Annotated in this window: 10 protein-coding genes; 5 read left to right on the top strand and 5 right to left on the bottom strand. The window is 64.2% G+C overall.

Annotation, left to right across the window (positions count from 1 at the left end):
- The first annotated feature begins 89 nt into the window (after positions 1 to 89).
- The 4 genes from OH491_RS17795 (at position 90) to OH491_RS17780 (ending at position 5,532) form a co-directional block, all read left to right on the top strand.
- Positions 90 to 944, top strand: a complete 855-nt coding sequence (locus OH491_RS17795) for an HAD-IIA family hydrolase (RefSeq protein ID WP_068770261.1) — start codon at positions 90 to 92, stop codon at positions 942 to 944.
- Positions 941 to 2,434: a glycerol-3-phosphate dehydrogenase/oxidase gene (locus OH491_RS17790; RefSeq protein WP_068770262.1), complete on the top strand. Its 1,494-nt coding sequence runs from the start codon at positions 941 to 943 to the stop codon at positions 2,432 to 2,434. The genes OH491_RS17795 and OH491_RS17790 overlap by 4 nt, the downstream gene beginning before the upstream one ends.
- Positions 2,435 to 2,616: 182 nt before the next feature.
- Complete coding sequence (locus OH491_RS17785) at positions 2,617 to 3,372, top strand: phosphatase PAP2 family protein (RefSeq protein WP_068770263.1); 756 nt, start codon at positions 2,617 to 2,619, stop codon at positions 3,370 to 3,372.
- 189 nt (positions 3,373 to 3,561) lie between these two features.
- Complete coding sequence (locus OH491_RS17780) at positions 3,562 to 5,532, top strand: FAD-dependent oxidoreductase (protein WP_334319283.1); 1,971 nt, start codon at positions 3,562 to 3,564, stop codon at positions 5,530 to 5,532.
- A gap of 163 nt (positions 5,533 to 5,695) precedes the next feature.
- On the opposite strand, the gene OH491_RS17775 is transcribed toward OH491_RS17780, so the two are convergent.
- From OH491_RS17775 to OH491_RS17755, 5 genes are all read right to left on the bottom strand, one after another.
- Positions 5,696 to 5,932, bottom strand: a complete 237-nt coding sequence (locus OH491_RS17775; RefSeq protein WP_068770265.1) for a hypothetical protein — start codon at positions 5,930 to 5,932, stop codon at positions 5,696 to 5,698.
- A 285-nt stretch (positions 5,933 to 6,217) separates the two neighbouring features.
- A complete protein-coding gene (locus OH491_RS17770) occupies positions 6,218 to 12,430 on the bottom strand; it encodes an autotransporter outer membrane beta-barrel domain-containing protein (RefSeq protein ID WP_068770266.1) in 6,213 nt (2,070 codons plus the stop codon).
- Between the two features lie 36 nt (positions 12,431 to 12,466).
- The gene (locus tag OH491_RS17765; protein ID WP_068770267.1) at positions 12,467 to 15,253 is read right to left on the bottom strand and encodes a TonB-dependent siderophore receptor; all 2,787 of its coding nucleotides are present in this window, start codon (positions 15,251 to 15,253) and stop codon (positions 12,467 to 12,469) included.
- A 33-nt stretch (positions 15,254 to 15,286) separates the two neighbouring features.
- Positions 15,287 to 16,009, bottom strand: a complete 723-nt coding sequence (locus OH491_RS17760) for a hypothetical protein (RefSeq protein ID WP_068770268.1) — start codon at positions 16,007 to 16,009, stop codon at positions 15,287 to 15,289.
- A 57-nt stretch (positions 16,010 to 16,066) separates the two neighbouring features.
- Positions 16,067 to 19,828 (bottom strand): DUF7594 domain-containing protein, encoded by a 3,762-nt coding sequence (locus tag OH491_RS17755; RefSeq protein ID WP_068770269.1) that lies wholly within the window; start codon positions 19,826 to 19,828, stop codon positions 16,067 to 16,069.
- Positions 19,829 to 20,117: 289 nt separating this feature from the next.
- On the opposite strand from OH491_RS17755, the gene OH491_RS17750 reads away from it, so the two are divergent.
- Positions 20,118 to 21,185, top strand: a complete 1,068-nt coding sequence (locus tag OH491_RS17750; RefSeq protein WP_068770270.1) for a LacI family DNA-binding transcriptional regulator — start codon at positions 20,118 to 20,120, stop codon at positions 21,183 to 21,185.
- The last annotated feature ends 88 nt before the right edge of the window (positions 21,186 to 21,273 follow it).

The following is a 21,273-nucleotide window of genomic DNA, read 5'->3' as shown; positions in this document are numbered from 1 at the left end:
GTTTCAAGATCAAGCCTCCGGCTCCAAAGCAAACCCTTCAACTTCGACCTTCAATATAAGCTGGCGGCGCAGCCGCCACGTCATTCTTCATGCCTGCCACCGCCGCCTTCGCCCGCATCCGCCACGTCGTCCTCGACATGGACGGCACCATTTACAAGGGAGGAACACTCTTCCCCTGGACAAGACCCTTCCTCGAATCCCTTGCCCGGCTCGGCATCGGCCACACCTTCCTCACCAACAATCCATCCAAAAGCTCCGCCGATTATCTCGCGCATTTGGAACACATGGGGCTCACCGCCACGCCGGAACAATTATATACATCCGCGCAGGCCACCATCGATTATCTGAAAATAAACCACCCCGCGCTGCGCCGCCTCTTCCTGCTCGGCACGCCCAGCATGATCGCCGAGTTTGAAAAGGCCGGCTATGAAGCCGCGGCCGACGATCCCGCCGACGTGCCCGATGCCGTCGTCGTCGGCTTCGACATGACCCTCGCCTACGCCCGCCTGTGCCGCGCCGCCTGGTGGGTTTCGCAGGCCCGACCCTGGTTCGCGACCAATCCCGACCGCGTCTGCCCGACCGACCGGCCCACGGTGCTGGTCGATTGCGGCTCGATTTGCGCGGCCATCCAAACCGCCACGGGCCGCGCGCCGGACCGGGTGTTCGGAAAACCCGATCCCTCGATGCTTACCGGCATCCTCCGGCGCCACCGCCTCCAGACCGCCGAGGTCGCGATGGTCGGCGACCGCATCTACACCGACATCGCCATGGCCGGAAACGCCGCCTGCCTCGGCGTGCTGGTCCTCTCCGGCGAGGCCACGCGCCAGGACGCGGACGCCTCTGCCGTCAAACCGGATGTCATCGTCGAAAACCTGGCGGGACTCGGCGAACTCCTCGACGCCGCGCGACAAGCATCGTGCGGCAAACTCAATCATCACCCATGAGCATCAACATCACTGCAAAACGCCAGGCAACCTTCCGCCGGTTCGCGGAAAAACCGCTCGACCTGCTCGTCATCGGCGGCGGCATCGTGGGCAGCGGCGTCGCGCGCGACGCCGCCATGCGCGGCCTGCGCACCGGTCTGGTCGATCGTTATGATTTCGCCTATGGCACCAGCAGCCGCTCCAGCCGCCTGCTCCACGGCGGCCTGCGCTATCTCGAACAGGGCCGCGTGGGCCTCGTGCACGAGTCCAGCGTGGAGAAAAAAATCGTCCACGCCATCGCGCCGCACCTCGGGCAGCCCCTCGGGTTTATATTTCCCGTTTATAAAATCAACGGTCGCCCCCTGTGGCAGATGCGCATCGGCGTGAAAATGTATGACCTGCTCTGCAACGGGCGAAACTTCAAACCCTCCCGCGGCTACACCAAGAACGAGACCCTCGGCAAGCTCCCGCAAATCAACACCGCCGGGCTGCGCGGCTCCGTGCGTTACTACGACGCCCTCACCAGCGACGCCCGCCTCACCCTCGACACCCTCCGCTCCGCCGTGAGAAGCGGCGCGCTCATCTCCAACTACACCCGCTTCACCGACGCCAAGCGCGAGAACGGCGCGTGGAGCTGCGAAATCGAGGACACGCTCACCGGCGAAAAACTCGCGCTTCGTGCCCGCGCCATCCTCAATGCCGCCGGTCCGTGGTCCGAAAAAATCCCCCACAGCGCCGTGAAGCTCCGCCTGACGAAGGGTATTCACATCGTCGTCGACCGCAAGCGCGTCTCCGTCGCCGAGGGCGAGGCAGTGACGATGGTCGAGGGCAAGCGCATCCTCTTCCTCATCCCTTGGGGCGAACGCCTCATCATCGGCACCACCGACACCGATTATGACGCCAAACCCGAGAATGTGCGCGTGGACTTGGAAGATATCGACTATGTCCTGCACACGGTCAACACGACCTTCCCCTCGGTCAACCTCGGCCGCGATGATATCATCAGTTCGTGGTCGGGCCTGCGCCCGCTCATCGCCAACCGCGACGGCACGCCCTCCGACACCTCCCGCGCGCACCAGATCAAAAATCCCGTGGAAGGCTGGTGGGACATCGCCGGCGGCAAGCTGACCACTTACCGCCTCATGGCCGAGCAGGCCGTCAGCCAAATCGTCAGGCATCTCAAGTTCGCCGCGAAGCCCTGCCGCACCGCGAAGGAACCGCTCCTGCCCGCCGACGAAGCCGCGCCCTACAGCGGCATCATCCCGCCCGCCTATGGCGAGGCCGCCGTGAGGCACTACGTGGAAAACGAGTGGGCCGTCTCGTTGGCCGACGTGATGATGCGCCGCACGAGCTGGCATTATTACCTGCCCGACATGCCGGCGCGCGCGGCCGAGGTGGCCGGCTGGATGGCCGCCGCCGCCGGCTGGCCGCCCGCGCGCCTTGCCGCCGAGCTGGCCGATTACGCCAAAGAAGCCGCCAAAACCTACCCGGCCAGCCTGACGCCTGTTTGATATGATAAACACACACGTCCGGCGGGCGGGCGGACGCATGCCGGGCTCCCTCATCCCAGAAAGAACATACAACGATATAGGTTTGGTTCGCCGCCAGTTGAGAGTGCCGCTTCGCTCGGGACTTTGCGCCTTCGCGTCCTTGCCGTGAAAACATCCATTCAAAATAGCCGGAAACCTTGACCATGAAAAAAACATATATCGCCCCGCTCATTGCGACCCTCTTGTTTATCATTTCCTTGGGAGCGGCGGAGCCGCGCTTTCTCACGACCGCCCCCGAGGTTTTCTACGCGATGCTCCCGCCGCCGCCGGCGGACGACTCGCCCGCCGGTCTGGCCGATATCGAGACGATTCTCCAAGTCCAGAAAGACCGCACCCCCGCCCAAGTCGAACGCGCGCGCCGCGTCGAGAAACAGAATGTCATGTCGTTGGGCGCGTGGCTGTTCGGCCCGGACTTCACCAAGGAGAACCTGCCGCGCACCTACGCCTTCCTGCGCCGGGCCACCACCGAGCGCGGCGAGATCGTCCACGCCATGAAGGACCAGTGGAGCCGCACCCGCCCCTATGACCGCGGCCTCGGCGTCGAGAAATGCGTGCCCAACCGCCCGGCGGGCACCTCCTACCCGAGCGGTCACTCCGCCTCCGGCGCGCTTTGGGAGGTGCTTTTCAGCGCGGCCATGCCCGAATACGAAACCTTCTTCACCAGCGCCCGCCGCGAAATCATGTGGTGCCGCGTCCTCGCCGGCGTCCACTATCCCTCCGACACCCAAGCTGGCGGCCTTATCGGCCACGCCATCGCCCGTGACATGCTGAAAACCCCCGCCACCCGCGCCGCCGTCAAGGAGATGCGCGCCGAGGTCCTCGCGTTTCTGGAAAAGCATCCCCAAGCCGCAGCCCGCGCCCAAAATGCGGCGGCAAAAGGTGAGCCCCCCCGGGCATAATTCAAAGTGATGTCATTCCCGCTTTCTTCGTTCCCCTGGTTCTTCGACGTTTTCGGTGAGGGATGCGCGGGACCGCGGCGACTGGGAGCGCCATTGCTGTTTGAATTTTACTTTTCAACCATCGAAAGTAACTACGAACCAATCATTATGCCACCCCATACGACCATGATATGCTTTCGGAAACCCATCTTGCGCATTCTGCTTGCGCTTCTGTCATCGTTCGGCGCCAAGGTCATCGCCGCGCCCGCCCCCCGCCCCGTCGAACGTGACATCGTGATCTATGGCGCGTCCTCCGCCGGCATCGCCGCCGCCGTGCAGGCGGTGCGCATGGGCAAGTCCGTCATTGTCGTCGAGCCCGGCGACCGCATCGGAGGGCTGACCACCGGCGGCCTTGGCCAGACCGACATCGGCAACAAACACGCCATCGGCGGCATCTCGCTCGAGTTCTACAAGGCCGTCCACAAACACTACAACGACCCCGCCTCATGGCAATGGCAGGGCCCTGACACCTACAAATCCCACGGCCAGTCCGGCACCGCGCGCGAGGAGGCGGCCATGTGGACATTCGAGCCGTCCGTCGCGTTGAAAATCTTCGAGCAGTGGGTGCGGCGCGACGGCATTGAAATCATAAAGGGCGAGCGCCTCGACCGCCGGAACGGTGTCGTCAAGAACGGGCCGCGCATCGCCGGATTCCGCACCGAGTCCGGACGCGAATTCAGAGGGAAAATATTCATCGACGCCACCTACGAGGGCGACCTCATGGCGCTCGCCGGCGTGAGTTATGCCGTGGGACGCGAGGCCAATGCACTCTATGATGAGACCCTGAACGGCGTGCAAACGCGCAATGCCAGGGGCCACAACCTCCGCCCCGGCATCGATCCCCATGTGAGAAAGGGCGATCCCTCGAGCGGCTTACTCCCTTTTATCGACCCGGCCGGCCCCGGCGAGGAAGGCGCGGGCGACCGCCGCGTGCAGGCTTACTGCTTCCGCATGTGCCTGACCGACCATCCGGACAACCGCGTTCCCTTTGCCAAACCCGACGGCTACCGCGAAGACTGGTATGAATTGCTCTTCCGCAACTACGAGGCCGGCCAGCAGGGCGTGCCCTGGATAAACTCACCCATGCCCAACCGCAAAACCGACACCAACAACCGCGCCGGATTCTCCACCGATTTCATCGGACAGAATTATGATTATCCCGAGGCCGATTATAAAACCCGCGAGGAAATCGTCCGCCGCCATTTGTTATACCAGCAGGGCCTCATGTGGACGCTCGCCAATCATCCGCGCGTGCCCGAGGACGTCCGCGCACAGGTCGCCAAGTGGGGCGTGACCAAGGACGAGTTTGCCGAAACCGGCGGCTGGCCGGGACAGTTATATATTCGCGAGGCGCGGCGCATGGCGGGAGCGCTGGTCATGACGCAGCACCACTGCCAAGGGCGCGAGACCGTGGACGACTCCATCGGCATGGCCGCCTACACCATGGATTCGCACAATACCCAGCGCTACGTGGACGCGAACGGCCACGTTCGCAACGAGGGCAATGTCGAGGTGAAGGGTTTCCCGCCCTACCCCGTCAGCTACCGCGCCCTCATCCCGCGCGAGGGCGAATGCGAAAACCTCATCGTGCCCGTGTGCATGTCGGCCTCGCACATCGCCTACGGCTCGATTCGCATGGAGCCGGTGTTCATGATCTTCGGCCAGTCCGCCGCCACCGCCGCCGCGATCGCGATGGACGACGGCGTCGCCGTGCAGAAGGTCGATTATAATAAACTCCGCGAAAGATTATTGAAGGACGGCCAGGTGCTCTCCGGAAATAAAACTATAAACAAACCCGCCGCCCAAGGCGCCGGCCTCGAAGCCTCTGTCAACGCGCTCAAGGAGCGCGGCATCATCAGGGAGGCCTCTTACTGGATGGCCAATGCGCGGGCGGGCAAGAAATGCGCCGGCGACTATGTTGAGATCCTTATCATCAACGCCGTCTCCAGAAAAAAGCCGGTTTCCACGCTTGATGAAGCCTGTGACTACCTTCACTCCGCCGGTCTGATGGACCGCCCCGGCGACTGGAAAAAATACGCCCGGAAAGGGAAAAGCTGCCGGGGCGAAAGCGTGGCCGGCCTGATCGCCGGCCTGGATGCGCTCACCAAGCCGAAAGAATGAAGCGCACTGGAGAATGATTGTTCCTCACCGCAAAGGTGAAGGAATATAGTTTAAGTCCAAAGTTCATGACCGGCCAGACCGGGAGCCGGGTCACCTATCCCGTGTTTTTCCGGGGACCGCCCGGCGGGTTTCTGTTTCGCTACCGTGACGGCGGCAGCGACAGTCAAATGTCATTGCCCATGTCTTCCCAGACGGCACGCACCAGACCGATGCCAAACAAGCCCACCACCGCTCCGCCCACGGCCATCCATGCCGATGAGAACAACGCTCCCTTGACCATCAGATGGACAGGCAGCGCCAGCAGGCCGAGACCCACCAATCCCAGTGTGAAGTGAATCATGCTGAGCGTGCGCCGGGTTGCAGCCTTTGCCTTCTGATATCCGTTGTCTTCCGATTGCATGGGGGATATTGTCCGTGCGCTCCCCCGCACATGCGACACAAATGAACATCAAGGAGATAATATCAATGGCACCTTATCGGAGCCATTAAACCAACCGTCGCCACGTCTTTCGAGGCGGCAGGCAGTTTATAAAATCCCGACGGAAATCCTATGACATAGGACATTGATTCAGAGCATATTTGAATCGAGCTTATGCCTTATCGGATTCGAGCTAATGACACAGCCAACGCGAATTCCGATTGGCCGCGCCAAGCCGCGCATGATCTCAAGCCCAGGCCAATATCATCACCATGCATACGCAGCGCCCAGATTGAAACTGTAGCCGTCGAGCTTGCGACCGAGATACCATGAGCCGTCGAGATGGAGCGACAGTCCCTTGCCCAACTGCATGGCCAGACCGGCGTCGAACAGGCCGTTCAGCCCGGACAGGTCGTTTTCAAACGGGGTGCCCGCCACCGTCACCCGGCCGCGGCCCTTGAATTCATACGCGGCGCCGAGGCGCGCGTAGGGAGTGATCAACAGGCCGGGTTTCCATTGATACTCCTCCCAGAGGCGCACGCCGGCGCGGGCGTCGAAGGAGCTCACGCTGTCCACGACGAATGTCCGGCCAAACTTATCCGTCACGTCGTCGATGCTGTGCCCTTGCCAAGACAACTGGACCTGCGGCTCCACCCTCCAGCGAGAGTCCACCTCGAAGACGCGCCCGGCCTCGATGGATGCGGCCCAACTGTCACCCTCCATCACGAAGGCCGGGGTGCGGAGCATGCTCACCGTGTAATCTTCCCGGCCCATGCGGAACAACCCGTTGGCGAACCACGCGCCGACTTTGTAGGCCGCATAACCGCCGAAACCGTGCGATTCCGTCTCCGTCGAGGAGTCCGCAAAGGGCAGGGTCATGTCCGTGCGGGCATAATCATAAAACAACCCCAAGGTCAGGCGTCCGGCCCCGCCAAGCGCGAGGCTCCAGTCACCGCCGACTTGCACGCCCGCGGTGTGCGATTCCGTCCCCTCATAGGCGGTGTCCGAGATGTTGTCCTCGCGATAGAGCCCGTTCAGCCACAATTCAAACCGGTGCGGGACATTGAGCGAGCGCGTGGCCGTGAATCGTTTGCCGAGGGACTCCATCGAGGCTTTTCCGATGAAAAGCGCGGAGGCGTCCACCCCCAAGACCGCCGGCACATCCGGGGCGATTTCATTGGCAACCAGCGACCATGTGCCGCCGTTGTTGCGCAGGCTCATCTCGTAAATCCCGCTCATGTAGGGCTGGTCCAGCTCAAAGGCATCCTCCGAGGAGCCGCCCTGCGCAACCACCAGCTCATCGGCGCTGGCGGCGGCAGTCTGGCCGATGGCCCCGGTGCCGGCCAGCTTGATGGTCGTGCGGCCCGATGCACTTCCGCTGATCACCAGTTTGTCCGCGTCGATGACAGTGCCCTGCTCCCAAGTCACGGCGAGGGTCAGGCTGGCGTCGTTTTCCCCGAAGTAATCGCCATGGAGCGTCAGTGTGCCGGGGCCGGCCTGGCCGGCGGCCTTCCCCACGTAAAGCGCGCCCCGGTTGAGGAACCGGGTGGCGCCGCCGCCGATGGTGCCGGTGCCGCGCAGCGAACCGGCGGAGCCGATGTTGAAGGCGGTGGTGGTGGCAATCGGGTTTCCGCCGCCGATGGTCACCGCGCCGCCGTCTATATTGAATTCTCCAGCCTCGATGCGCCCGGCGAGCACCAGCCCGCCCGGGCCGCTTTTGAACACCTTGCCGCCGCCCGTGACCGTGCCGGAATATTCGCTGGACACGGCCTGCTGGTCGAAGACCAGCGAAGCGTTGTTGGTGATGCGCCCTTGCAGGCTGGTCGTGCTGCCCGCCAGCGTGCCGCCGGCGATCACGGTGCCGCCGGTGTAATCATTGGAGCCGGCGAGCACCAGCGTGCCGTCGCCGGTTTTTGTCAGCGAATGGCTGCCCGAAATCACGCCCGCCCAAGTCGCAATCCCGGCGGCATCGGAAACACCGATCACTCCGTCGGCGCGCAGGTCGATCGCGCGGCTGGACGAGAAGGCCGCCGACGCGATTTCCAGAGCCGCGCCACCCGCGCCCGCAAAAATAATTTCGCGATTCAAAGCCGCCAGGCCCAGTTGCGCGTCGTCCATGACACGCAGAGTGCCGCTGAGAATCCTCGTGTAGCCCGCGTAATAATTGCTGCCCGTCATAACTGCCACGCCCGCGCCGGCGGCGACCTCCACGAACAGGCCCTGTTTGTCCACGTCGGTGGCGTGGCCGATGCCGAAGCCGATGGCACCATTGCCCAGAACGATTTTGTCGTTGCCGCCGATCACGCGGCCGGCCTCGCCGGTGATGGTGAGCTGCGCCCAGTCGTTCGCGGTGGAGCCCGATGTGTCGAAGGCGGGAGAGTCGGACAAATCGAGCCAGCCTCCGTTGAGGTCGAAGAGGTGGACGACTCCGGCACTCGCGGCACCGGGAATCCCCGCGAGTTTGACCAGCCCGTCGTCAATTCGCGTGGCCGCATGGCCCAGCGCCGCGGTGCCGGAATAGACCAGCATGCCCGCGCCCGTCTTTGCGAGAGTGCCGCTGCCGCCGAGCGCGCCCGCCAGCGTCAGAGACGGCGCGTCCACGGCCACGGTCGCGACCGCGCCGGCGTCGATGGTGATGGTGTTGTCCAGCGTCATGGCGACGGAGCCGCCGGACGCAAGCGCCGCGCTGGCGGCAAACGCGATGGTCGTGCCCGTGGTGCCGATTTGGTCGGCCCGGCTGAACGCCAGCGTGCCGCCCGACATCACGATGCCGCCCTTGAACTGGTTCGCCGCGTTGTCCAGCGTGAGCAGCCCCGCACCGCTTTTCCTGAGCTGCCCTTTGGCATCGGTTATTTCGGACACGCCCGGCTCCCGCACGGAGTCTTTGTCGGCCACGATGCCGACGCCGGTGAACCGGAGCGCGGCGGAGCCGCCGACCTCCAAGTCGGAGACCGTCACCGTGGTGCCCACGAGGTTGAGCGCCAGATTGGCGCCGCTCCCGGTAAACACCACCGTGTCGCCAGCGGCAAACTTGGTGTCGCCGGTGCTCGACCAGTTGTTGTTGGCGGTGTCCCACACCGTGTTGCTCGCGCCGGTGCCGGTCCACGTCACCCGCAGCGACGCGCCCGCGCTGTAATTCACTTTGAGCGTGCCGGCGTCTTCAAACGCATTGGCGGACGACCGGGAGCCCTCTATCAGCGGATTGCCGTCGATCGTAATCGCCACGGTGGCGGAGGCCATCAGCCCGCCGATGTTGCCCAGCGTGTAGGTGCCCGGGTTAAAGCCTTGCAGGTCGATAGTGTTTGAGCCGCTGGCCGCCACCGAGCCCGCATCAAGCCGGGTGTTGGTGCCGTTAAACACCAGCTCCGCGTTCGCGACGGTCAACGCGCCGCCGATTTCCAGCGTGCCGCCGACCTGCAAGACCGAGCCTCCCAGCAGCGACACGCCACCGGTCGCCGTTCCCGCGCCGCCGAACACCGCGCCATTCGCCACCGTGACCGCGCCGCCCAGTTGCGCGCCGGGCGCGAGCAGCAGGCTGCCCGCGTTGACGCGGAGCGCGCCGGTGTAGGCGGTGTTGTTGCCCGAGAGCGTCAGTGCGCCGCTGCCGGTCTTGACGAAGGTTCCGCTCGTCGCCGCCGGTGCCAGCGCCAGCACGCCCGAATAGCCGACGGCGTGGTTCTGCGTGTCGAACGCCGCGGTCTTGCCGTCGGCGATGGTGATGCCCGTGGCGAATCCCGTGATGTCCGCGCTGGCGCGCAGGGTGGCGCCGTCCGTGAACAAGATCCCCGCGCCCGCCCCCGTGGCGAGCTGGTTCGCCTTGTTGAAGACGAGCACGCCGCCGCCCAGCTCGATGCCGGCTTTGAACAAATTGGCCGTGTTGGAAAACACCAGCGTGCCGGCGCCGGTCTTGACCAGCTTGCCGGTGGTGCCGGTGAGCGTCGCGCCCGCCTCGGCGCTGGCGGCATCGGTGGTGATCGTGCCGCCCGCAAAGGTCAGCGTGCCGGCGGTGACGGCGACCTCGATGCCGGAGGCCGTCACGCCCGCGGGCGCCACCGTAACGCTGCCGGTGGCGGTGGCGCCGAAGCGCGCGCTGTCACCGTTGCGGAAATACAGTTCCGGGTTCGTCGCGGCGCTGTCCGTCCAGTTCGCGGACTCGGCCGGCGACGACTGCCACGTCAGGGTGCCCGTCGCGCCCGTCCATTCCATGTCGAGACTGGACGTGACATTGTTCAGCACGAGGCTGTTCCCGGAGAGGAGCAAACTGGCGGTGTTGCGCGCGTTAAGCTCCCCGCCGTTGGCGTCGCGCACAGCCAGCGAGGCGAGATCGCCCGCAGACAGCCCCGCATCCGTCCAGGTCATCACGGTGAACGAGCCCGTCGCCACTGTCCCCAGCCTGATCGTGCCGGTGCCCAGCAGGCTGACGCCTGCCGCGTCCACCCGGTCGGACTGGTTGCCCGTGTATAAATCGTAGCGCAGCACCGCACCTGCATCCAGTGCGAGCGTGTTGGTGAGCGTGAGCGTCCCCGCGGCGGGGCCGGCGAGAGCGCCCACGGTGATTTCGCCCGCGTTCAACTGTGACGCGCCGACGAGCGACAGTGTGCCGGTTCCCGCGAGCTTGAGCCCGGCGCCCGCGCTCACCATGCCGCCGCCGGCTGCCTCGATCACCAGCGCGCCGCCGTCGAGCACCGTGAGGCCGACGCCGTTGGCCAAGGTCGCATCCTTGGTCTGGATTTTCCCATTTCCCTCCAGGCGGCCCGCGTTGAGGGTGAAGGAACCGGTGCCGCTTTTTCCGTAAACCGCGCCACCCGTCAGTCGCATCACGCCGGCCTCGACCGTGGTGTCCAAGGTGACGTCGGAAGCGTGGGTGCCGAAAGAGAGGATGCCGTCGCCGGTTTTGCGGAGTGTCACCGCGGCGGTCGCCGATCCAGTGAGGGGATCGTCAAACACCACACTCCGCCCCTCGTCGGCGTGGATGTCGAGGGAGCCGGTGTTTTCAAAATAAATCGCGCTGGCCGTCCCGCCCGACGCCACGAAGCCGCCGGCTGTCCCGGCGAGGGCCGCACCGGCCTTGTTGTCGCGGAAGACAATGTCGCCGGTGGCCGCCGTCAGGGACAGCTTCGCCCCGGTTTTCGCATAGATGGCGCCGCCGTCGCCGCCCGCCGCGTTGTTGGTGAAGAGCGCCCCGTCCCGGATATCCAGAAAAGTGTCGGCACCGTTCAGGTGAATCGCACCGCCCGTGGCGCCGGCGATGTTGCCGGCAAAGCTGCCCGAGCCGTTCAAAGTGATGTTGGCGCCCGAGGCGTTGGAGTATACCGCGCCGCCCGCCGCGCCCGCCTGGTTGTTGGAAAAAGCATAACTCCCGGTTATCCGCAGCGTCCCCGTGTTGTTTATCCCGCCCGCATTCCCCGAGACCGCCGTGTTGTCCGTGAACTTTAACAGTCCCCCGGTGAAATCCACCACGACCGCGGTGAGGCCCCCGGCATTCGTGGCGGCAGTGTTGCTGGAAAAGAGCACGGTCGTCGCGCCGGGGTTATGCGTCCCGGAAAACAAAATCGTGCCCACGGGGGCGGCCATTCCGCCGCTATGGCCGTTTTTGGCCTGATTTCCTGCAACGGTGACGTCGCCGGCAAACTCAACCGGCACGCGGATGTCATAAAAAGCCGCGCCGCCGCCGTTGGTGTATGCGGTATTGTTTATAAAAGTCGTGTTGCGCATGAATTTCGCCGTGGTCGTCGGCGAACTGGCACTGTAGCGCACTGACAGCGCGCCTCCCTGGGCGCCGTTCATGGTGTTGCTCAAGAAAAGCACGTCGTTTTGGAACAGCAGGGTGCCGGAATAGGTGTTGGGATAATAATATAGCGCTCCGCCGTGGTCGGAGCTGTTGGCGGGACGGCCTGCTGAGTTTCCCTGAAAGATCGTCGTGCCGGTGAAAACCAGCATGGCGGGGTTTGCATTCACCGCCCCGGACACCCCGCCGGAAACATTGTTCAAAAAGACGACATCGCCTTCGATAATCAGGGCGTTGTTCGCATTGGCCCCCGTCGCATTCAGTGCTCCTCCGCCCGATCCCGACCCGCTGGAGAGAATGACGCGGTCAAGGTGCAGCGTCTGGGTGCCGGTCGCCGGCAGGGCGGTCGAAAAAATGCGGGCGCCGCCCGTCATGTCCAACCGCGCCCACTGTCCGGGCAGGTCGTCAAAAGGCCGGAAGGTGAGGTCCTTGCCCCCCAAGGCGGTGAACGCGCCGCCGATACTCACATAGTCGCTCACGGTGAGGGTCCGTCCGTTGTCGAGTTGCAGCGTGGCGTCATCCCCGGTGAGCCGCACGGTGCCGCCGGCGACGAGGGCGCCGGTGGCGGGGTTCGTGCTGCCGGTCCCGAAGATGATTTCCTGGGCGCGCAGCGGAAGGGAGTGGTTTGCCAGCGCGAGCAAGATGCCCGGCAGGGCGGCACGGCGGAGGATTTGTGTGATGACTGTTTTCATGGCGGGAGGGAGGAGGTGCGGTGACGGGGTTTTATATTAAAAAGTCACGCTGGTGTTCAGGGACCAGCTCCGAGGGTCGGCGTAGGAGGCGGAGGCGGCGGAGAGCTGGCGGATGGTGATGTGGTTGAGGGCGTTGTTTATATTCAGGGTGAGGTTCCACTGGGTGCGGCCGGCCTTGAAGGCGTAGCCGGCCATCAGGTTCACCAAGGTGCCGCCGGTGCCGCGGACGGGGTTTTTGTCGCCGTCGTAATATAAAATCACACCGCTTCTGTAATTGAGGCCACCGCCGAGCGAGAGGCCCTTCAGCCGGCCGTGCCTGAAGGCGTAGCGCGTGAACATGTTGGCGGTATGGCGGCTGACGCGGAGCGATTTCGAGCCGGGAACCTGGCCCTTTAGGAATTCCTTCAGGTTGTCAATGCGATCGCCAATGGAGTTCGCGATCGCGGGGTCGGACGCGGCCATCGCCTCCCATTGCGGCATGTTTCTTTCTATATAAGCGCGCGTGAGCACGGCGGTCTCGGAGGTCTCGTTGTCCGCCAGCCCGTAGCTGGCGCGGAACGCCCACCCACGGGTGAGGTTGAGGTGGACGGCGGCCTCGAAGCCGCGCCCGCGGACGCTTTCCATCTCGCGGCGGTCGTTGTCCTCGCCCGGAAGGTCGTTGTTTATCCAGCCCGGATGCAGCGTGTTGATGACGGTGTCGTTCCAGATGGCGTTGATTTGGGTGAGCGGATTTATATTAAAGGAGGTGAACGAGATGACATTGTTTTCCTGGGTGATGTCGTAGAGGCAGGCGGAGATGGAGAGGCGGTCGTTGAGCGCACTGTAGCGGATGCCGACCTCCTTGCCGGTGCCGAGGCGGGGCGGCGGGTTGTTGCCGTCAATAAGAAACACGGGCTGGCTGGCTGGGCGGTAGGATTGCGAATAATTAAAGGTGAACGAGAGCGGTTTCCACCAGTTGTATATGATGCCGGCCATGACGGAGGTATTGTTGACATCGAGGGTCGTGCGCTCCGGGGAGGCGGGGTCGTAGGCGTAGATGCGCGTGACCTCGTCGAGCAGCGCCTCGTGGGTTTTGTTTTTCGCATAATCGCGGCGGACGCCGAGGGTGGAGCGGATGATGCCGCCGAAGTATTCGCCGGAGGCGGAGAGCTGGCCGTAGGACATGAAGGTTTTCGTCGCGTCCATATTCACGGTCGGGGCGAAGTAGGAGACGACGCCGGTGCCGTCGGGGTCGTCAATCAGTCCGTCGAAGCGGAGGGCGCCGGGGGCGCGCGCGTCGGAAACATAAATGCGGCGGTAGAGGTATTTGCTGGTGATGGTATGGTTGGCGAGGGCGGCGGGGTTGTCCCAGATTTCGGCGGAAGTCCAGCGGTCGGAGGATTCGGAGCGGGCGCCGATGCCGAGGTGAAAGCGTTGTTTTGTCCACGAGAGCCGGTCCCAATCATAAACGAGCGCGGCGCGGTAGCTGTGGCCGGCGAATTTTGTCCAGCTTTTCTGCCAGCGGTAGTCCGCGTAGGTGTCGCCGAAGTGGGGGTTCGGGGTGATGTTGTCGGGGAGGAGCGGGTTTGGATCGCGGTGGAGGTAGTTGATACCGTTGGGGAGCAAGCCGTTTCGGGTGTAGGTTTGGTAATTATAGGCCAGCTCGAAGGTGAGGTCGTGGGTAAAACGGTGCTCGAACCAGGCGGTGACGGTCCAGTATTCGCGATTGTTATAGGTATCGGGGCCGGTGAGTTGCAGGTCGCGCGGGTAGATGGATTCGTCGATGAGCGGCTTGGAGTTGTTGCCGGAGGGGAGGTTGGTCTGGCCCATGCCGTTCCAGTCGCGCAACTGTTTGGCCGCGTTGTCATAGATATACCAATAGCCGGGAGTGGCGGCGTTTGTGCCCATGCGGTTGGTGCCGTAGGCGGAGCCGCCGGCGGAATAGCGGGTGTGCGCGGGCGAGCCGGCGGCCTCCCAGACGGAGTATTGCTCGCGGGGGAGCGAGAAGCCGGGGTGGGAGTCGAGTTTTCCGTATTCGCCGGAGAAGCGGAGCTGCGTCATGCGGCTTAGCTTGAAGGTGGTCGAGAGGAGGGCGCTCTTGCGGGTGTCGCCCACCCAGTCCTTCCAGCTTTCCTTTTCGTCATAGACCGCGTTCAGGCGGATGGCCCAGTTTTTGGTGACGGCGCGGTTCCAGTCGAGCGTGCCGCGGTAGCGGCCCCACGAGCCGACGCGCGCGCCGAGGGTGGTGCGGTTTTTCCAATGCGCGCGCTTGGTGTTTATGTTCATCACGCCGCCCGGCTCGGCGTCGCCAGCGAGGACGGCGTTCGGCCCGCGCATGAAGTCGAGGCGCTCGTAGCTGTAGCCGTCGGCGGGCAGTTGCCAGATGAAAAAGTCGCGCGTCTGCCAGGCGGTGCGGAAGCCGCGGAAGCTGAAGCTGCGCAGGTCGGGGCCGCTGGTGGCGTCGCCGTCGTTGGGACTGAATTCGCCGCCGAGGGCATAGCGGGAGGCCTCATAGATGTCGGTGGCGCCGATGTCCTCCAGAAATTCCTTCGTGAGCACGTCAACGGACATGGGGATGTTCTTGAGGTCCTCGCCGGTGCCGGTGCCGGCGAGGGTGGTGGAGGCGTGGTAGCCGACGTCGCGGCTGTCGGTGACCTCGAAAACGGAGAGGGTGACGATTTCGTCGTCGGAGGGCGAAGGGGACTGAGGGGCGGGCGTCTCCTGCCCCGCCAGCGGCGGGAGCGCCGCCAGCAGCAGGGCCAGCGCGGACGGCACGGGAATTTTCACCGCTCCCCGGCGGTTCGGGGGGACGGTCGGATTTGGATTGCGGGGCTGTTTTTTCATGGTGACGGCTTAATTAAAGTTTAACGGCTGTTTTTATTTTGCGGTCCGCTTGATGCGGACGCTGCCAACCGTGACCGCGTAGGGGACGGCGCCGGTCATGTCACCGGGGTTTTGCACGCCAAAGCTGATTTTGTCGTCATCCCGAAACGAGGGCTCCTCGCCGGCGGGCCATTGCCCCTTGAATTTTTCGCAGCTGCCATCCGCGCCCGAAACAGTCTCAAGCTCCCAGCCGCTCGCGTCGAACCGCCAGGTGAGCGCGGAGGGCGGGGCTTGCACGGCATGGGAATCCTGTTTGCGGGCCTTGTCCTTGCGCCGTCCCACCGCGACGTCTGTCTTGGCGGTGCCGGTGGTGATTTGCACATAGACGCACCGCGTGGCGTTGCGCGGGGTCAGGTTGATGTTTTGCGCGGCTGCGCCCAAGGAGGCAAAGAACACCACAGGTTTGCCGGCGGCGGGCGGCGGCCATTCGAGGCCGGTGAGGATCACTTCCAACGGCGGGGCGCCCTCCCCTTTTTGCGGCACTGTGGACTCGACGACTTTTTGCAGCGGAGCGACGAGGCTGGCGCAGCTGAAATTCGCAGGGGAGGACATTTCAAACCGGACCTGCGTGGCGGAACGAAGCACCTTCCCGTTCCGGGACGAGGCCGGCTTCCACGACGGATTGCCCAATCCGCCATCGGCGGCGGCGCCGGACGCCGGGAGCATAAACCCGACAAGCGCGCCGAGCAGAACGAGAGTGGTGGATGTTTTTTTCATGATGGCTGGATTTATATAAATGGATGGGATGTTTTTTATTTTTGCCGGGATCAGCGCTTAAAATTTCCTGCGTTTCCCGAGGCAAAGGAGCATCGCCAGCGCGGCGGCGAACCACGCGGAGGGCGCGCCGCCACCGCCGCCGGCGCTGGTGGAGCCGCCGCCCTCACCCGGCGGAACCGGGGACGGAACGGAACCGTCGCGGACGGGGAGCGTGGTCACGTTGTCATGCTCATCGACCACGCGGAGGGCGCGGTTGCCGGTGTCGGCCACGTAGAGCTTGCCATTTTCGCCCAGCGCCAGCGCGGCAGGATGGTCGAACCACGCACTTTCGCCTTGGCCGTCCTTGAGTCCTGCGAGGCCGGGCACGGTGTCCGTGCCCGGCAGGCCGGCGACGGTCGTCACCGTGCCGCCGGCGATGAGGCGGATGGTGGAGTTGCCCGTGTCGGCCACGTAAATCTCCCCGGTGCCGTCCACCAGCAGACCGCGCGGCGAGCGGAAGCGAGCGGCGGTGCCGGTGGCGTCCGCGCTGCCTTCCTGTCCCAGAGCGCCGGCCAGCGTGGTGACTTCGCCGGTCGCGGCGATGATTTTGCGAATGGCGTGGTTGCCGGTGTCGGCCACGTAGAGCACGGTGTCGGCGCCGGTGCCGGTGGCGGCGATGCCGACGGGCGAGCGGAAACGCGCATTCGTACCGGTGCCGTCGAGCGCGCCCTCCTGTCTGGGGCCTCCGGCCAAGGTTGTGACCAATGGGCCTGCCGCGCCCACGGGATCGGAGCCGCTCGGAAGGCCGGGGGCGATTTTGCGAATGACGTGGTTGCCCGTGTCGGCCACGTAAAGCACGATGTCCGTGCCGGAGCCGGTGGCGGCGGCGACGATGCCGCCGGGATGATCGAAGCGCGCGCCGGTCCCCCTGCCGTCGGCATGGGTGCCCGAGCCGGCCAGACCGGCCAGCGTGATGACACGCGCATCGGGCGAGATGGCGCGGATGGTGGAGTTGCCAGTGTCGGCCACGTAAAGGTTGCCGCCACGCACGGCCAACGCGCCGGGCGCATTAAAAAGCGCGGCGGCGCCCACGCCGTCCAGCTTGCCGGACGAGCCCGACACGCCGGCAAACACGCGGGCATAGTTGTCAGGCGTGATGACTTGGATGATGTGTTGCGCGGCGTCGGCCACGTAGAGGTTGTTGTCGCGGTCAACCGCGACGGCGGCGACTTCGCCGAAGAGACTGCCAGCCGCGGCGGGGCGGACGACCACGATGACTTCATCGCTGGTGGTGCTGCCCGTCTGGTTGGACACGACGACGTCGTAGAAGCCGGCGTCGGTCAGGGCGCCCGGCAGCATGAGTGTGGGGCCGGTCTCGCCGGGAATGGGCACGCCGTCCTTCCGCCATTGGTAGGTGACATCCGCGCCGATTTCCAGTGTGGTGACGGAAAGCGTCGCTGGCGCGCCCTCGTCCACCGCGGCGCCGACGGGTTGCCCGATGAGCGCGGGTCCCGTGGGCGCGGAGGATGCGGCGACAAGCAGGCGAGGCCCGTGTATCCCGCCGGTCGCGCCCTCGCGGGTGACGATGCGGATGCCGCCCAGCTGCGTGTCGCCGGGAATGTGATTGGGCTGATTGGGAAACACCGGCGCGATGTCGGGGTCGAGGGTCCACTCCATGCGGTGATCCTGCACGATGAGAAATGAGGCATAACCGTCGTCCTGACGGCGCACAAAGTCGGTCACGTTTACCAGCGTCTCGGCCAGTGTGTCCGTGGTCGCGACCAACTGGCCGAGGATGGAGGCCGGGCCGCCCTCCTGATTGATGACGACGTTGTTGGCGATTTTGTTGCCGGCAGGCACGCCCTGCTTCAGCGCGGAGGTGAGCGAGGCCCACGTCACGGTGGCTTCATCCCAGTTGTCGTCGTCGAGGCCGTAAACATGTGCCTGGATGCGGGCGGTACCGCCGGTGGCGGCGGCGAAAAGGTCGAGCAGCACGACCTGCATGTCGGCCGGGGCGATGGCGGGCACGCGGAATTTCAGCAGCGCAACGCGACGCCCGTCGGCGGTCAGCCCGTCGCTGCGCGCCACCACGACCGCACCGCCGCCGCCGGGCGTGTTCTTCGCGGCGCCGTCGGCGAGCTGCGTGTCGGCGATGGCGGGGACGACGAGCGTGGTCGTGCCTCCGGGCATGGGCGCCTGGGGGCGCGTGGAAATGGAAACGAGCGCGACCGATTGCGGGCGCAGCGTGAGTTCACCGATGCCGCCTGCGGTCACCGTCGCGCGGGCAACCACGCCGCCGTTGCTGCGATCGCTGACTTCCTCGATAATGAAGAGGTTGCCCTCGGGCAGGCCGAACGCGGAAAGGTCGAGATTGAGCGAATGTTCCTCGGCGGCCCGGTTGGAGGCGAAGACATGGACCATGCCCGCCGAGTCGTCGCGGGTGACGAGCAGGTGGAGGTCGGCGGGCAGCGGGTCGCCAGTGCAGACGAAGCGCGGGAGCGCGCCTTGGGCGGCCTTGAGGAAGAGACGGTAAACCTCGGCGACCTGCGTGGCGCCGCCGTAGTTATAGCCGCCAGCGGCGTCGCTCACATAGTGCGTGCCGTTTTTCCGCACGGGATACACGGGATTGGTGACGGTGTCATCGACCTGGATGGTCTGGCCAAAGAGAAAAAGATAGAGCTGCCTCGCGTCCGCGCGGGTGAGCGCGACGAGGGTGCCGCCGAACGAGGAGTAGTGCTTCGGCTGGTCGGCCGTCTCGGTGTTCCTGCGGGAAGTCGCGATATCGGTGGTGTTGAATTCGGTCAGCCCGATGCCATAGGGTGTCTCTCCGTCCGTAAGCGGCGTGATGAGATCGCGTATGCCGGCGATGAGTTGCGCATAGTTGACCTCCGGGTCCAGACCATAGCGCTGATGGTTGAAAAAATGGAAATTGCGCCAGTTGGGATCGATGGTGCCGTCGAAACGCTTGTGCCGGTCGTTCACCGCGTTCACGGCCCAGACCTTGGGGGAGACGGGGGAGTTGGGCGAGGGGAAGTTCGGCTCCCAATCGTAAGGGCTGGTGCAGTGGGGCGCGAAAATCTCGGGCTTGAGATTTTTTCCGTAGCGGGTGTTGACGTCGGCAATCGCGCCTTGGATGGCGTCGGAGGCAATCAGAAGGAGCCGGTGCCACTGCTCGTAGGTGGGGGTGTCGCCGATATTGGGCTCATTATACATGCTATACCGGACAACGTCGAAGTCGCGGCTCATCAAAAATGCATGGGTGTAATAATACCGCCAGACCAGCCATTTGGCGGCCCAGTCGTCGTCGTTTGCGATCTCGAACCCGCTCCCGCCGGCCGTCATCTGGACGAGAATATCCACGCCCTGCCGGCGAAGTTCGGTGAACAGCGGCGTTGTATAAAACCTCTGCCCGCTGACGGCTTGGAGAGTGCTCTCAAACCGGGTCATGAACCACGGCCAGTCGATGAAGCTGTTGTCGAGCGGCTGGTCCGGGTTCTCGGCGTTGGCGCGCAACGCAGCGCGGCGCTGCATGAACTTCTCAAAAGTGTCCGTGTCCACGCCGGCCTTGGCGGTGGCCAGGTCCACGTAGGGATGCACGACATCCGTCAGGGACGGCCCGCGCAGCACGCGCGCGGCCTTCGCCCCGGTGTAGCGCCACCAGTCGGGGGCGTTGGTGCCGGGCAGGAAGTGGCTCGCATTGTAACCGAGCACGGCGGGCGTGACGCCCTCCTGCGTCGGAGTCACGGCGACATTGAGCGGAGCGGAGCGCGCGCCGGGCGCGACGAACAACAGGCCGGCTGCCGCCAGCACAATGCGGATGGAGTTTTTGCGGGTAATCATGGCGGGGAGGATGGCTGCAGAGGGATAAATTGAGCGAAATTGGTTACACGTGTAAATTTCTAAAAACATCCTGCTGCCGCCGGGAGGCATGGCTGGATGCCGGATGAAATTCGGGAACGAAAATTTTTTTTGGAGAAGGGCGCGGGGTGTCGGTAATTCTGAGGAATCGATTTTTAGTTACTCGTGTAACATGTCGCCAATCCATGTCAACCGATTTTCATTATTTCCTCCGAATCGAGGCCCGCGATTGACGCCCCGGCACCGAATTCGTTTGCTGGAATGAACCTGCATGAAAACATCCGCCAAAACCCAGAGCATTCGCACGGCACGCACGCCGGTCACCATGGCGGAAATCGCAGCGGCATGCGGCGTCTCCCGCGCGGCGGTTTCCTATGTGCTGAACCGTGTCCCCAAGGCCAAGGGGCTCCAGCCCGAAACAGTCGCGCGCATTGAGCAGACGGCGCGTGAACTTGGCTATCGCCCGAATGACGCCGCGAGAGCCATCAAAACCGGGCGCACCCGCACGCTTGCCGTGTTTACGCCCCCGCTGCGTTTTGAATCCAATATCCTCGTGGTCCACGGCATAGCCCTTGCCGCCGTCGAGCTGGGCTATCAGGTGAAATACATGCCTGTCACCGCGGACAAGGCTGCGGCGAAGGCCTTGATCGATGTGTGCTCCGGGCGATTGATTGGCGGAGCCATCTGCCTGAATCTTCCCCGTCCGTTGCTTGCCGAGCTTGACAAACTCTCTCATCAGACAGGCCTCATCCTCGCCCAGGTGGGTGACGGCTTCTCCGATCTGGGCGATTTTGTTGTCGCCGCCGATCATATGACCGGCGCGAAAGAGGTGATCAATCACCTCGTGGGACTCGGCCACAGCCGGATCGCCCTGCTGCTGAATGATTCCGTATATTCGTCCTCCGTCATGCGTCTGGAAGGTTTCGAGGCCGCCTTGAATACCCACGGGATTAAAATCCCGGCATCGCGGCGCAAATCGACCTACTTTGATCCCGACATCGTCCGAAAGGAAACCCTTGCCCTGCTGCGGCACAAACAACGGCCCACGGCCATCGTATGCGACACCGACCCGGTGGCGTTGAGTGTCCTGCATACCATTCAGTCCACCGGTCTGCGCGTGCCCGAGGATGTTTCCGTCACAGGATATGTTAATCTTGCATTCTGCGAATTCACGCAGCCCCGGCTTACCTCGGTGGAAATACAATCGGAAGCATTGGGAAGGCAGGCGGCGGTCGAACTGATCGCCCGGTTGGAAAATCAACCCTCGCCCAAAACCTCTTCCCTCCTGCCGCGCCTGATTGCCAGAGGCTCGTCCGGCCCGGCTGCGTCAGTTGCCTGATATTCGATGCGTCCCGCAGCATGCGGGCGATATTATAGTATTTTCTCTCCACCTTGGCCAAAATGACAGGGCGAGGCGTCCTCGCCGA

Source organism: Termitidicoccus mucosus (genome assembly GCF_038725785.1).
Taxonomy (GTDB): domain Bacteria; phylum Verrucomicrobiota; class Verrucomicrobiia; order Opitutales; family Opitutaceae; genus Termitidicoccus; species Termitidicoccus mucosus.
Note: the sequence above shows the minus strand (reverse complement) of the source record. Positions and strands in the feature narration are given on the sequence as shown.

Coding starts and splice junctions, on each gene's coding strand:
- OH491_RS17795 (WP_068770261.1), top strand. CDS start 90: ATGCCTGCCACCGCCGCCTTCGCCCGCATCCGCCACGTCGTCCTCGAC.
- OH491_RS17790 (WP_068770262.1), top strand. CDS start 941: ATGAGCATCAACATCACTGCAAAACGCCAGGCAACCTTCCGCCGGTTC.
- OH491_RS17785 (WP_068770263.1), top strand. CDS start 2,617: ATGAAAAAAACATATATCGCCCCGCTCATTGCGACCCTCTTGTTTATC.
- OH491_RS17775 (WP_068770265.1), bottom strand. CDS start 5,932: ATGCAATCGGAAGACAACGGATATCAGAAGGCAAAGGCTGCAACCCGG.
- OH491_RS17770 (WP_068770266.1), bottom strand. CDS start 12,430: ATGAAAACAGTCATCACACAAATCCTCCGCCGTGCCGCCCTGCCGGGC.
- OH491_RS17765 (WP_068770267.1), bottom strand. CDS start 15,253: ATGAAAAAACAGCCCCGCAATCCAAATCCGACCGTCCCCCCGAACCGC.
- OH491_RS17760 (WP_068770268.1), bottom strand. CDS start 16,009: ATGAAAAAAACATCCACCACTCTCGTTCTGCTCGGCGCGCTTGTCGGG.
- OH491_RS17755 (WP_068770269.1), bottom strand. CDS start 19,828: ATGATTACCCGCAAAAACTCCATCCGCATTGTGCTGGCGGCAGCCGGC.
- OH491_RS17750 (WP_068770270.1), top strand. CDS start 20,118: ATGAAAACATCCGCCAAAACCCAGAGCATTCGCACGGCACGCACGCCG.